This window comes from Mesorhizobium sp. HAY1-8B (genome assembly GCF_056868045.1).
The window spans coordinates 4,861,470-4,874,445 of the sequence record NZ_CP200321.1 but is presented as its reverse complement, the minus strand read 5'-3'; the positions used below and the strand labels follow the sequence as shown (position 1 = coordinate 4,874,445).

The following is a 12,976-nucleotide window of genomic DNA, read 5'->3' as shown; positions in this document are numbered from 1 at the left end:
ATGGTTTTCTGCGGTGGCTGGCTTCACCTGTAAGAAACGACAGGGCCGGACCGAGTTTGCGCCTGTCCGCATATCCGGGCGCACCGAAACCGGGGAACCGGTGCTCGAGTTGCTCGAACGTGGATCCTCTGCCAACTTGATGGCGCTTGCGCTGGCGAATGGCCTTGCCCTCTTGCCGGCTGAAGCTGCCGAGATCACTGACAGCATGCCCCTGCGCTACGAGCCGTTTGGGAGTTAGCCTAAACCCATCCGCCCGGCTCCTCACCAGCGCTCGAGCTGTTCACGCCGCAAACCTGATCAACCGACTTGCCTATTGTCATCCTGCTGTCATATCTTGGAGCTACGTACCCTTAATTCCGGATTTATAGATACATGGATAAAAAGTTAGCTCTCCTCGCATTGGCGGCCCTCGGCCAGGACACCCGGCTTGAGGTCTTCCGCCTGCTCGTTCAAGCAGGCGCCGAGGGTGTGCCCGCCGGCGAGATCGCTTCACGCCTTGATACCGTGCAGAACACGATGTCGGCGCACCTGAAGGTTCTTGACCATGCTGGCCTGGTCCGCGCCGAGCGCGACGGCCGTACCATCCGCTACGTCGCCGACATGACCGGGTTCCGCGACCTGCTCGCCTATCAACATGGAAGATTGCTGCAACGGGGCTCCGGAACTCTGTCAGCCCGTGATTCAGGCGGTGACCTGTAAATGCTAGAAGGGAGGCTTACGCCATGAGCGAGCCATACAACGTTCTTTTCCTCTGCACCGGCAACTCGGCCCGGTCGATCTTCGCGGAAGCGATCCTGAACCGTGTCGGTGCCGGCAAGTTCAAGGCCTATTCGGCCGGGTCGCACCCAAAGGGGGAGGTCAACCCAAAAACACTCCAGCTTCTGAAGAACTTGAATTACGACACATCCTTTGCTCGCTCGAAAGACTGGGAAGAATTCGCGGTTCCCGGCGCGCCGCAAATGGATTTCGTTTTCACCGTTTGCGACAACGCCGCCAATGAATCATGCCCGGTCTGGCCGGGACAACCGATGACAGCGCATTGGGGCGTGCCTGATCCGGCTGACGTGGACGGCACCGATGCCGAAAGGCACTTGGCCTTCGCCGAAGCCTATCGCATGCTCAACAACCGCATTTCGATCTTCATCAGCCTGCCGATGAACATGGTCGACAAGCTGGCCCTGCAAAAGCGGCTGGACGAGATCGGCCGCAACCTGCCGAAGGCCGGCTGAGCCAAGGAAAGCCATCATGACCGATCACGTTTTGAAGGCCGGCGAGGCGGCGCGGCCTAGCATAGGGTTCGTCGAGAAATATCTCACGGTATGGGTGGCGTTGTGCATCGTCGTTGGTGTCGCGCTCGGCCATTTGCTGCCGGGCGTATTCGGCGCCATCGCGTCCGCCGAGATCGCCAAGGTCAACATTCCCGTCGCGGTGCTGATCTGGCTGATGATCGTGCCAATGCTGTTGCGCGTCGATTTCGCGTCTCTTGCCAGCGTTAGCACCTATTGGCGCGGCATTGGCGTGACACTATTCATCAACTGGGCGGTAAAGCCGTTTTCCATGGCGCTGCTGGGCTGGCTGTTCATCGGCTGGCTGTTCCGGCCTTGGCTGCCAGCCGTGCAGATCGATTCCTACATTGCCGGGCTGATCATCCTTGCCGCCGCACCCTGCACCGCGATGGTGTTCGTCTGGTCGAACCTGACGCGCGGCGAACCGAACTTCACCCTATCGCAAGTGGCGCTCAACGACGCCATCATGATCGTTGCCTTCGCGCCGATCGTCGGTCTGCTGCTCGGCCTGTCGGCTATTACCGTGCCATGGGGCACGCTGGTGCTGTCGGTGGCGCTCTACATTGTGCTGCCCGTGATCGTCGCACAGCTCGTTCGAGGCCGCCTGCTGGCCACCAGAGGACAGCGCGGGCTTGATGCGCTGCTGGCCGCGCTGCAGCCCTTGTCACTGGTTGCCCTGCTGGCGACGCTGGTGCTGCTGTTCGGCTTCCAGGGCGAGCAGATCATCGCCCAGCCGCTGGTGATCGCGTTGCTGGCGGTGCCGATCCTGATCCAGGTCTATTTCAACTCCGGCCTCGCCTACCTGCTCAACCGCGTGTCCGGCGAGCGGCACTGTGTGGCCGGTCCGTCGGCGCTCATTGGCGCCTCGAACTTCTTTGAGCTGGCGGTGGCCGCCGCGATCGCGCTGTTCGGGCTGAATTCGGGCGCCGCGCTCGCCACTGTCGTCGGCGTCCTCATCGAGGTCCCGGTCATGCTGTCGGTGGTGTGGATCGTCAATCGTAGCAAGGGCTGGTACGAGCAGGGGGCTGCGGTGCGCAACACAATGTCCAGTGAAAAGGCAGCGAAATGACCGTCACCATCTATCACAATCCCGATTGCGGGACCTCGCGCAACACGCTCGCCATGATCCGGCAGTCGGGAGAGACTCCTGAAGTCATCGAGTATCTGAAAAGCCCGCCGTCTCGCGAACGGCTGGTCGAGCTTATTGCAGCCATGAAGATGAAGCCGCGTGATTTGCTGCGCGAGAAGGACACGCCCTATGCCGAACTCGGCCTCGGCGATCCCAAGTGGACCGACGACGAGATACTCGATTTCATGCTGGCGCATCCGATCCTGATCAACCGGCCGATCGTCGTCACCCCTCTCGGCGTAGTTCTCGGCCGACCCTCGGAAGCCGTTCTTGACATCCTGCCCAATCCGCATATCGGCCCATTCGTCAAAGAGGATGGCGAAGTCGTCGTCGATACGAAGGGCAAGCGCATTGCCTGAACAGAACCAGGTGGCCGAAGACGCGTTGCCCAACATTGACGGCGAGCAGTTGCGGCCGATCGACATGCAGGCTCTGCTGGACGCGCCGCGCTCGATTCACAAGCCCCGCATCCTGATGCTTTACGGCTCCCTGCGGGAGCGCTCCTATTCCCGCCTCGTCACCGAGGAAGCGGCCCGCATCCTGCGCCGACTTGGTGCCGAGGTGCGCATCTACAGCCCTGTGGGACTCCCGCTGCCTGATTCAACGACTGCGGATCATCCCAAGGTCCAGGAGCTGCGGGAGCTCTCCATCTGGTCGGAAGGTCAGGTCTGGTGCTCGCCAGAGCGCCATGGCTCGATGTCCGGCATCATGAAGGCCCAGATTGACTGGCTGCCGCTGTCCACGGGCGGCGTCAGGACGACACAGGGCCGCACGCTTGCCGTGATGCAGGTGTCGGGCGGCTCGCAGAGCTTCAACGCGGTCAACCAGCTGCGCATTCTCGGCCGCTGGATGCGCATGGTCACCGTCCCCAACCAGTCATCGGTGGCCAAGGCTTTCGCCGAGTTCGACGAAGCCGGCAGGATGAAGCCTTCGTCGTACTATAACCGGATCGTCGACGTGATGGAGGAACTGATGAAGTTCACGCTCCTTCTGCGCGACCGTTCCGCCTACCTGACGGACCGCTATTCGGAGCGTGTCGAAAGCGCGGAAGAAGTCGCCAAGCGGGTTAATCAGCGCTCGATCTGAGGATATTTCGACAATAGTCGAAATTATGGTGACTTCGGAACTGGGGTATGTAGCAAGTGCCCACACGTGATCCTCCACACTTGGGCATGGTTGCATTTGCTCTGTACGCGGACGTCCCGATCAACCACGGATTCCGAACGCGTATCTTTCTAGCCAGCGCCCTCGGAACGACTGAACGGCCTCTCTGCTACCACTCTTGCGGTCCCGCCTTTTCATTCATCGCATCAGCAAAGGTGACTTCCTGTCATCCAGCGACGCCTTTCGCCTCATCGACGTAATCGGTGATCCATGTTTTGAAGATATCCGGGCCATACTTCTGTGCGATGCTCAACATCGCAACTGCGCGTAAAATCTCAATCAACCGGGGGAGGCGGATGCAGTTGCCATATTGCGCTGATATCGATAACAATAGTTTTGCAATTGTCGTGGGTGGAAAAGTGGCCAAGGCGTCCATTTCAAAGACTGTAGAACTGGAAGCGCCAACGATGGCAGATGTCGCGCGCCTTGCCGGCGTTTCGACCATGACGGTTTCCCGGGCGCTCAAACAGAATGGCCAGGTCTCCGGGGCGACCCGAGAGAAAATCCTCAAGGCGGTGAACGAACTCGGCTACGTACTTGACCACACGGCCGGCACTCTGTCGTCAAGACGTACAGGCTTTATCGCGGCTCTGGTTCCATCCATTAACAATTCCAACTTTTCCGACACCGCACGCGGGATCACCGAAGAGCTCCAGCGCGCCGGTTTGCAGCTCATGCTTGGATACACGGACTACTCGGAACAGAAAGAAGAGGAATTGATCGAAACAATGCTCCGCCGTCGGCCCGAGGGCATCATTCTCACCGGGGGTGTCCATACCGAACGCGCCCGGCGCATGCTCAAGATGGCGGCTATTCCTGTCGTGGAGACATGGGATTTGCCAGCGGATCCGATTGACCAGGTTGTGGGCTTTTCGAATGAAGAGGCCATGGCGCTGCTGACCCGCACGCTTGCCGGACGCGGCTACCGACGGTTCGGCTTCATTGGCGGGACGTCAGCGCGCGACCAGCGCGGCGACCAGCGCCGAAGGGGCTTCATCCGCGCTCTCGATGAGTTGGGACTGCCACCCGGCCGATTGGTGTCCTTCGGCGTTCCGCCAATATCCATCGAGCAAGGCGGTCAGGCGATTGCGATGATGCTGGAACACTGGCCCGACACGGAAGTCGCCATTTGCGTTTCCGATCTTTCCGCGTTCGGCGCCCTCATGGAGTGCAAGCGCCGTGGCCTGGCCGTGCCCGGCGATCTCGCAATCGCCGGCTTTGGCGACTACGAGGTCGGAGCTTTTTGCTTTCCGCGGATCACCACCGTCAATGTCGATTGCTACGGCATCGGCCAGCAGGCCGCCGCGCGGGTGGTGCAAATCCTTGGCGGCAAGGAGACCTCTCGCCACCATGAAATCGTGCTTACGTCCTTCCGCGTTGTCGAGCGCGAAAGCACCTGAGTGCTCCGCCCAGGCAAAAGCCCGCTTGACAGTGTTATCGATAACATAAACACTGCCTGAAATCATTCGACTGCAATGTACGAGGAAGCCATTGCGCCCTCCACTTTTCGATCTCAGCGGCAAAAGAGCGTTGGTGACCGGTTCCAGCCGTGGCATTGGTTTCGCCATCGCAGAGGGACTGGCGCGGCATGGCGCCACCGTCGTGCTCAACGCACGCGAGACGACTGCACTCGAGTCTGCATGTGGCAGGCTCGCAGCCGATGGTTATTCGGTGGTTTCGGCGCCTTTCGACGTCACCGACCATGCTGCTTCGCGGCAGGGAGTAGACGAGATCGAGCGTGACATCGGGCCAGTCGACATCCTGGTCAACAATGCCGGCATGCAGCATCGCGCGCCGCTGGAGGAATTTCCCGCGGAGCGCTGGGAAGAACTGCTGCGCACCAATGTGTCGAGCGTGTTCAATGTCGGTCAAGCGGTTGCCCGCCACATGATCAAGCGTGGCCAAGGCAAGATCATCAATATCGGTTCGGTTCAGAGCGAGCTCGCTCGCCCCAACATAGCGCCCTATACGGCCACCAAAGGCGCGGTGCGCAATCTGACCCGCGGCATGGCGACCGACTGGGCCAGATACGGTCTGCAGGTCAACGCCATTGCGCCGGGATATTTCAAGACCGTTCTCAATCAGGCCTTGGTGGATGATGCGGTGTTTTCCACCTGGCTGCAGGGACGCACACCCGCGGGACGCTGGGGCGAAGTCGAAGAACTGGTCGGCGCCACCGTGTTCCTCGCCAGCGCTGCGTCATCCTTTGTCAATGGACACACGCTCTATGTCGATGGCGGCATTTCGATCTCGCTCTGAACCGGCGCTGGCCGTGGTGATGGGCGTCTCCGGTTCGGGAAAGACCCGCGTCGGCGCGGCCCTGGCGCAGCATCTTGGCGTCGGCTTCCTCGAAGGCGACAGCCTGCACCCGGCGTCCAACATCGATAAAATGTCGAGGGGCGTTCCGCTGACCGACGAAGATCGCTGGCCCTGGCTTGATCGCATCGGCGATGCGCTGCGCGATGCGGCAAGACAAGGCGAGGGTTTGATTGTTTCCTGTTCGGCGTTGAAGCGCAGTTATCGCGAGCGTCTGCGGGGCGACGCTGAAGGGCTCGCCTTCATCCATCTCACCGGCAGCCAGACGCTGCTTGCGGAGCGACTTGCCAGTCGCACCGGTCATTTCATGCCGGCGCGTCTTCTGGCCAGCCAGTTGGCGACGCTGGAGTCCACGCGTGGCGAGTTGCGCACGATCGATATCGACATTGGCGCTGCGCCCGAGGTGCTCGTCGCGCACGCGGCGCGTTTCCTGAAAGACATCTGGGCACCGGCTGTGGTCAGCGCGCGCGGGAAGTCCTAGATTTTGGAGATGAAAACTTGACCAAGGTGGAAATTCTACAGGTCGGCGGTTATCCCGCCGGTGACGAGGAGGCGCTCAACCAACGCTTCGTCACGCATCGCTATTTCGAGGCTGCCGACAAGGCGGCGTTTCTCAGAAGAAACGGCGCCAATGTCAGGGCCATAGCAACGCGCGGTGAACTTGGCGCCAGCCGCGAGATGATTGATGCGCTGCCCAAACTCGAGATCATCTCGATCTACGGCGTCGGCTACGACGCGGTCGATCTCGCGGCGGCGCGCGAGCGCGGCATCCGGGTCACCAACACCCCCGACGTGCTGACCAAGGATGTCGCCGATTTCGGCATCGCGATGATGTTGGCGCTTGCCCGCGGCATCGTCGGTGGCGAGGACTGGGTGAGATCAGGCGATTGGGCGCGCAAGGGCGGCTATCCGCTGCAGCGGCGGGTGCATGGCAAACGGGCGGGTATCCTCGGCCTTGGACGGATCGGCTACGAGGTCGCGCGGCGGCTGGCGGCTTTCGATATGGACATTGCCTACTCCAGCCCCGAGCCAAAGGCGCATGCCGGCGAGTGGACCTATGTGAAAGATCCAGTCGAATTGGCTGCGCGGTCGGATATCTTCTTCGTCACGCTGGCGGCATCGGCGAAAACCCGTCATATCGTCGGGCGCCAAGTGATCGAGAGGCTCGGCCCCGAAGGCATGCTGGTCAACATTTCACGCGCCGCCAACATCGATGAGGTCGCCTTGCTGGACGCGTTGGAGAGCCAAACGCTCGGCTCGGCCGCGCTGGATGTCTTTGACGGCGAGCCGAAGATCAATCCGCGCTTTCTTGCGCTCGATAATGTGCTGCTCCAGCCGCATCAGGCCTCGGGCACGGTTGAAACCCGCAGGGCGATGGGCAAACTGGTGTTCGACAATCTGGCCGCCCATTTCGATGGTCGCGCGCTCCCCACTCCAGTCTTGTAAGGCCAAAGCCATGCGTGCCGTCGTCATTCACCAGGAGATGGATCTACGGATCGACGACCGGGAGATTTCTCCCCGGTCCCGGCGAAGTGCAGGTCCGGCTTGCCGTCGGCGGCATATGCGGGTCTGATTTGCACTATTACCAGCATGGCGGCTTCGGAACCGTTCGGCTCAAGGAACCGATGATCCTTGGCCACGAAGTGTCCGGGCACATCGCGGCCTTGGGCGAGGGCGTTTCGGGGCTGGCGATTGGCGATCTGGTCGCCATCTCGCCGTCGCGCCCGTGCGGCCATTGCCGCTATTGCGCCTTGGGCATGCGCAACCAGTGCCTGAACATGCGGTTCTACGGGTCGGCCATGCCTTTCCCGCACATCCAGGGCGCCTTCCGCGAATTGCTGAACTGCGATGCCGTCCAGTGCGTGCCGGCATCGGGTCTCACCCCTGGCGAGGCGGCGCTGGCCGAACCTTTCTCCGTCATTCTTCATGCGGCGCGTCAGGCGGGCGACTTGATGGGTGCCCAGGTGCTGGTGACCGGTTGCGGCCCCATCGGCATTCTTGCCATCGCCGAGGCGCGACGCGCCGGAGCAATCGAGATCGTCGCCACCGATATCGCCGATGCCGCCCTGATGATGGCCGGAAAACTTGGCGCCGACCGCACCATCAACGTCGCATCGAACCCCGACGCTCTCGATGCCTACCTGCCGGACAAGGGGTATTTCGATGCCATGTTCGAATGTTCGGGCTCGGCGGCCGCGCTCGCGCAAGGCATGACGGTGGTACGGCCGCGCGGCGTCGTGGTTCAGGTTGGTCTTGGCGGCGACATGAGAGTTCCCGTGCAGTTGCTGACGGCGAAGGAATTGCGGCTGCATGGCACGTTCCGGTTCCACGAGGAATTCCCGCTTGCCGTCGAGTTCATGCGCTCGGGTCTTGTCGATCTGAAACCGATGATCAGCCACACGCTGGCGCTCGATCGGGCGGTCGAGGCGTTCGATCTGGCCGGCGACCGCTCGCAGGCCATGAAGGTCCAGATAGACTTCAACTGATCCCGGTAGGAAAATTCGTCGCAAGATCATCCCAGAAGGCTTCCGGAATTTCGGCGCCGAACCAGGACAGGGCCGACGACAATTCCTTGCCGTTGCGCAGGCCGGGGAGCACGGCTGCAACCGCCTTGTGTCGAAGCGGGAATTGCAGGGCGGCGGCGGGCAGGGCAACACCGTGAGACCGGCAGATCTCTTCCAGGGCAGCGACCCGCTCAAGCACCGTTCCGGTGGCCGGCGCATGATCATACGTGGTTGCGACGCTAGAGCCGGTCACCAGGATGCCGGAGTTGAATGGCGCGCCGGCAATTATCGAAATGTCGCGTTTGACGCACTCGTCGAAAAGCACATCGGTGTTGGACTGTTCGAGCAAGGTGTATCGGCTCGCCAGCAGGAAGACGTCCATATCGCCGTACTGCAGGGACTCGAGGCAAGGTTCGACCGTATTGACGCCAAGCCCGATCGCCTTGATGTCCCCACTCGAGCGCAGTTCGCTCAAGGCTTTCAGGCCGCTCTCCATCGCGATTTTGAAGTGCCTCGCATACTCGTCCGCAGAATGCATGTCGCGCGACAAATCATGGATCAGCAGGATGTCGATCCTGCCGAGCCCGAGGCGATGCAGGCTCGCTTCATACGAGCGCATGATACCGTCGTAGCTGTAGTCGAACACGAAGTCGAAGGGCATCGGGCTGTCGTAGAAGGCCGAAGGCGCACGCTGGCTGATGCCGCCGGCCAGCGGGTAGAGCAGCCTGCCGACCTTGGTGGACAAGGCAAAGCTGTCACGCGGCAGATTGCGCAGCGCATCGCCCATGCGGCGCTCGCTCAGGCCAAAACCGTAAAATGGCGAGGTGTCGAAGAAAGCCACGCCCGCTGCCGCGGCGTTCTGGATCACGGCATCGACGTCGCGATCCTCGACCTTGCTGAACAGATTGCCGAAGGGGCCGCCGCCGACGCCAAGTGGCGATACCGCGACGGTGGAGCGACCGATCGTGTTCGATCGTGAAAGCGTTCTGGCCATCGAGTGTGTTTCCTAGAGGTGGCGCGATCGCATGAACACGCGCAGGTCATTGAGGTTTCGTATGCCGCCGAACACCACCAGCGTGCCGACCAGCACGGCGCCAGTGACGATATCCTGCTGTTCCGGCGTCATGCCGATCAGGCCAAGGATGTTCTTGACGAAGGCCAGCACCAAAAGCGCGAGCAGAACGCCAAACAGGCTACCCGACCCGCCAAAAATGTTCACTCCGCCCAGCACCACGGCGGTGATGACAGGCAGCTCCAGCCCGATCGCCGTGTCCGAACGCGCACTCGCGAGATAGGCAGTGAAGATGATTGCCGCGACCGAACAGATGATCCCCGAAAGGATGAAGATGACGAGCATCTTTTGCCGCACGTTGATGCCAGAATATTCGACCGCGACCTTGTTGTTGCCGATGGCGTAGATGGCTCGGCCGCCATGGCTACGGTGCAGGTAGAGGGCAAACCCCACGAACAGCACCAGGAATACCAAAATGCTCCAGGGCACTGGTGTGCCCGCAACGGTGCCAAAGCCAAGCTCCTGGTACCAGTCCGGGAAGTCGCTCACGCCACGCTCCTTGAGCAGGATCTGCGCGATACCCCGGTAGAGCGCCAGCGTGCCGATGGTGACCACCAGCGAGGGCAGCCCGAAGCCGACGATGATCAAGCCGTTGAACAGGCCAGCCAAGGCCCCGACCGCGACGCCGACCAGCATCGCGGTCTCGATCGGCAAATGCTGTTCGAGACAGATGGCCATGATCGACGCACACAGGCCGACCATGGATCCGACCGAAATGTCGATTTCGCCGGTTATGATGATCAGCGTCATCGGCAGCGCGACGATTGCCGTGGGCGCCATTCCGGCCAGCGCGATCGAGATGTTGGAGGATGTAGCGAAATAGGGCGACACCTGTGTACCCACGACCAGCGTGGCGATCAGGATCACCAGCAGAAAGCTTTCCCAGCGCAGCAGACGTGTCCATGCCGTCATCGCGCATCTCCTCGTTTCTGCCTCGGCGTCTTGCCATCGCGAAGGGTGATGCGGCTGTAGAGGATCACGGTCACCAGGATCGCGGCACCGATCATGGCCTGAAGCCAGAACTGGTCCATGCCGAGAAGCTGGACCCCATTCTGCAACACGACAAAGATCGCGGCACCGATGGCGGCGCCATAAACCGAGCCGCTGCCGCCAAAGATGCTGACGCCGCCGACGACAGCGGCCGATATTGTTTGCAGTTGCAGGTCGGGCGCGATGACCGCGTCGATCGTACCGAAGCGGGCGCCCCAGAGCACGCCGGTCAGGCCACACAGGCCGCCCGACAGCAGGAACAGGTAGGCGCTGTGCCATCTGACGCTGATGCCGGCGAATTCCGCCCCCTCGCTGTTGCTTCCCACCGCGTAGATGTTGCGCCCGGTTCTGGCATAGCGCGCCAGAATGCCAAGTAGCAGAGTCAAGCCGATCGCAATCCAGATCAGCGGCGACAGGCCTGCAATGGTCTTCTGGGCGAAGGCACCGTAATCCGGAGGTAGAATGGTCGCCGAGATCTGGCGGCCTCCGGCATAGACGATGGCGCCGCCGCGATAGATGGCGAGCGTGCCGAGCGTCGCGACGATTGCAGGGATCCTCAACCCCGCAACCAGCAAGGCATTGCCGGCGCCGAGCAAAAGACCGACGCCGATGCCGATCAGGAAGACAAGCACCAGCGGACTGTCCGGATGTCCCGACAGCCATTCGGTTGCGACAAAGGCGCTGCTGGCGACGATGGCGCCCACCGAAAGGTCTATCTGGCGACCGATGATGAGAAGCGCCTGTCCAAGCGCCACAATGCATAAAAGCGTGCCCGAAAGCGCGATCTGTTCGAGATTCTGGAGGCCGAGAAAACGTGGCTCCCGCAAGGCGATGCCGATGCAGATGATGATGAGGACAAGCAGCAGCTTGAGCTCGCGCGATCTTGTCAGCGACACCAGCATACTCATCCCTGCCGCTCCGCCACGCGGGCATGGTTGGTCTGCGGGGCGTGGGCGGCGGCCAACAGCATGCGCTGCCGGTCGAATTCGGGACGTGCCAGCTCGGTGGCGATACGGCCGTTGCGGAAGACGAGAATCCGGTCGGCCATGCCGATCAGTTCGCCGGCATCGTCGCTGATCATAATGATTGAAAGCCCCTCTGTCGCGAGCTGCGATATGACACGATGGATTTCCGACTTGGCACCGACGTCAATGCCGCGCGTCGGTTCATCGAGGATCAACAGTTTCGGCGACGGTATCAGCCATTTGGCCAACAGCACCTTCTGCTGGTTGCCTCCCGACAAGGTGCCGGTCACCTGCTCGATGCCGGAGGAGACCACGCGCATGCGCTCGGCATACTGGCTGGCGATCTGGCGTTCGCGGCCACGATCGATAAAGCCGAACCGCCCCGAAAGCTTGCGCAGGATCGGCATGGTCTCGTTGGCGCGAATGGGAAACTGCAGCACCAGTCCCTGCTTGTGCCGGTCTTCTGGAACCAGCGAAATGCCATGCGCCACCGCTTCCCGGGCCGACCGCGGGGCGATCGTCTCGCCAGCCATGGTGATAGTCCCTGCATCCGGCTCGATCATGCCGAAAAGCATGTTGGCGACTTCCGAACGGCCGGCGCCGACAAGACCGAAAAAGCCGAGGATCTCGCCTGACCGGACCTCGAAACTCACGTCCTCGACAAGGTTGGCGCCGATGAGACCGTGCACGCCCAGGACGGGATCGCCGATCGTTGCTTCCTGCTTGGGATAGAAGGATTCCAGTTTCGTGCCGATCATCGCACTGACGATGGTTTCGGCGGTGAAATCCCTGGTCGGCGCCGTGACGACATGCCGGCCGGATCGCAACACGGTGGTGTCGTCGGAGAAGTCGAGGATCTCGTCGATGAAATGGGTGACGAACAAAACCGCGACGCCGTCGGCCTTCAGCCGCCCCACAACGTCGAAGAGACGCGTGACCTCGCGGCTCGACAAGGCTGATGTCGGTTCGTCCAGAACGAGCACGCGCGCGTCGATGGCAAGCGCCCGGGCGATTTCGATCGCCTGCCGCTCCGCAACGCCGAGCAGCTTCACCGGCGACAGCACATCGATATCGACGCTCAACCGGGCCAGCAATTCACGCGACCGTTCGACCATCTGTTGCCAATCGATACCGCCGAGCCGGCGAGGCTGGCGTCCGATGAACACATTCTCGGCGACCGTCAGGTCGGGAAACAGGGCAGGGTGCTGGTGAACCACCGCCAGGCCGCGCTTCTGGCTGTCGAGCGGGCCGGCCAGATGAACGTCCTGGCCATTGACGACGATGCGGCCACTGTCGGGCCGATGGATGCCGCCGATAATCTTGACCAGCGTGCTCTTGCCGGCGCCGTTCTCGCCGGCCAGCGCATGCACACGGCCCGCTTCGAGAGACAGTCCGACGCCGCTGAGAACATTGACCGTGCCGAAGCGCTTGTTGACGTCATGCAGCTCGAGAGCGGCAACGGTGGGGGCGGAAACCATGGGCACAAGCTCTGTTGGTCGGCGCACACTTGCATGAGCGCCACGTCTGGAGCGGGTCTCGCTCGTCTTTGA

At 61.7% G+C, this 12,976-nt stretch carries 13 protein-coding genes and 2 pseudogenes; 11 read left to right on the top strand and 4 right to left on the bottom strand.

Annotation, left to right across the window (positions count from 1 at the left end; genetic code table 11):
* Positions 1–70: 70 nt before the first annotated feature.
* The 11 genes and pseudogenes from AC1VON_RS23395 to AC1VON_RS23345 all read left to right on the top strand — a co-directional run bounded on the left by AC1VON_RS23395 (position 71) and on the right by AC1VON_RS23345 (position 8,381).
* Entirely contained in the window at positions 71–238 is a 168-nt protein-coding gene (locus tag AC1VON_RS23395; RefSeq protein ID WP_483126366.1) for a hypothetical protein, read from the top strand.
* A gap of 134 nt (positions 239–372) precedes the next feature.
* Positions 373–706, top strand: a pseudogene (locus tag AC1VON_RS23390) (ArsR/SmtB family transcription factor).
* Between the two features lie 16 nt (positions 707–722).
* Positions 723–1,229, top strand: coding sequence for an arsenate reductase ArsC (locus AC1VON_RS23385; RefSeq protein WP_483125006.1), 507 nt, complete (start codon positions 723–725; stop codon positions 1,227–1,229).
* A gap of 16 nt (positions 1,230–1,245) precedes the next feature.
* A complete protein-coding gene (gene arsB / locus AC1VON_RS23380) occupies positions 1,246–2,355 on the top strand; it encodes an ACR3 family arsenite efflux transporter (RefSeq protein ID WP_445299283.1) in 1,110 nt (369 codons plus the stop codon).
* Positions 2,352–2,774: an arsenate reductase (glutaredoxin) gene (gene arsC, locus AC1VON_RS23375; RefSeq protein WP_483125005.1), complete on the top strand. Its 423-nt coding sequence runs from the start codon at positions 2,352–2,354 to the stop codon at positions 2,772–2,774. Before arsB ends, arsC begins: the two co-directional genes overlap by 4 nt.
* On the top strand, positions 2,767–3,501 hold the full coding sequence (gene arsH / locus AC1VON_RS23370; protein ID WP_483125004.1) for an arsenical resistance protein ArsH: 735 nt from the start codon (positions 2,767–2,769) through the stop codon (positions 3,499–3,501). Before arsC ends, arsH begins: the two co-directional genes overlap by 8 nt.
* Before the next feature lie 485 nt (positions 3,502–3,986).
* Entirely contained in the window at positions 3,987–4,979 is a 993-nt protein-coding gene (locus tag AC1VON_RS23365) for a LacI family DNA-binding transcriptional regulator (protein WP_172352961.1), read from the top strand.
* A gap of 91 nt (positions 4,980–5,070) precedes the next feature.
* Positions 5,071–5,838 carry an SDR family oxidoreductase gene (locus AC1VON_RS23360; RefSeq protein WP_483125003.1) on the top strand — a complete coding sequence of 256 codons (768 nt, stop codon included), beginning with the start codon at positions 5,071–5,073 and terminating at the stop codon, positions 5,836–5,838.
* The gene (locus AC1VON_RS23355; protein WP_246740680.1) at positions 5,807–6,376 is read left to right on the top strand and encodes a gluconokinase; all 570 of its coding nucleotides are present in this window, start codon (positions 5,807–5,809) and stop codon (positions 6,374–6,376) included. Before AC1VON_RS23360 ends, AC1VON_RS23355 begins: the two co-directional genes overlap by 32 nt.
* A 17-nt stretch (positions 6,377–6,393) precedes the next feature.
* Positions 6,394–7,341, top strand: coding sequence for a 2-hydroxyacid dehydrogenase (locus AC1VON_RS23350; protein ID WP_483125002.1), 948 nt, complete (start codon positions 6,394–6,396; stop codon positions 7,339–7,341).
* A 10-nt stretch (positions 7,342–7,351) separates the two neighbouring features.
* A pseudogene (locus tag AC1VON_RS23345) lies at positions 7,352–8,381 on the top strand (L-idonate 5-dehydrogenase).
* Here the strand turns inward: AC1VON_RS23345 and AC1VON_RS23340 are convergent.
* From AC1VON_RS23340 to AC1VON_RS23325, 4 genes are read right to left on the bottom strand one after another with little or no spacing between them, the layout of a single operon-like run.
* Positions 8,374–9,393 (bottom strand): aldo/keto reductase, encoded by a 1,020-nt coding sequence (locus tag AC1VON_RS23340; protein WP_483125001.1) that lies wholly within the window; start codon positions 9,391–9,393, stop codon positions 8,374–8,376. The pseudogene AC1VON_RS23345 and the gene AC1VON_RS23340 sit on opposite strands and share 8 nt — an antisense overlap.
* A gap of 12 nt (positions 9,394–9,405) precedes the next feature.
* Positions 9,406–10,383: an ABC transporter permease gene (locus tag AC1VON_RS23335; RefSeq protein ID WP_172350234.1), complete on the bottom strand. Its 978-nt coding sequence runs from the start codon at positions 10,381–10,383 to the stop codon at positions 9,406–9,408.
* On the bottom strand, positions 10,380–11,369 hold the full coding sequence (locus tag AC1VON_RS23330) for an ABC transporter permease (protein ID WP_172350235.1): 990 nt from the start codon (positions 11,367–11,369) through the stop codon (positions 10,380–10,382). Before AC1VON_RS23330 ends, AC1VON_RS23335 begins: the two co-directional genes overlap by 4 nt.
* Complete coding sequence (locus tag AC1VON_RS23325; RefSeq protein ID WP_483125000.1) at positions 11,366–12,904, bottom strand: sugar ABC transporter ATP-binding protein; 1,539 nt, start codon at positions 12,902–12,904, stop codon at positions 11,366–11,368. Before AC1VON_RS23325 ends, AC1VON_RS23330 begins: the two co-directional genes overlap by 4 nt.
* Positions 12,905–12,976: the final 72 nt, after the last annotated feature.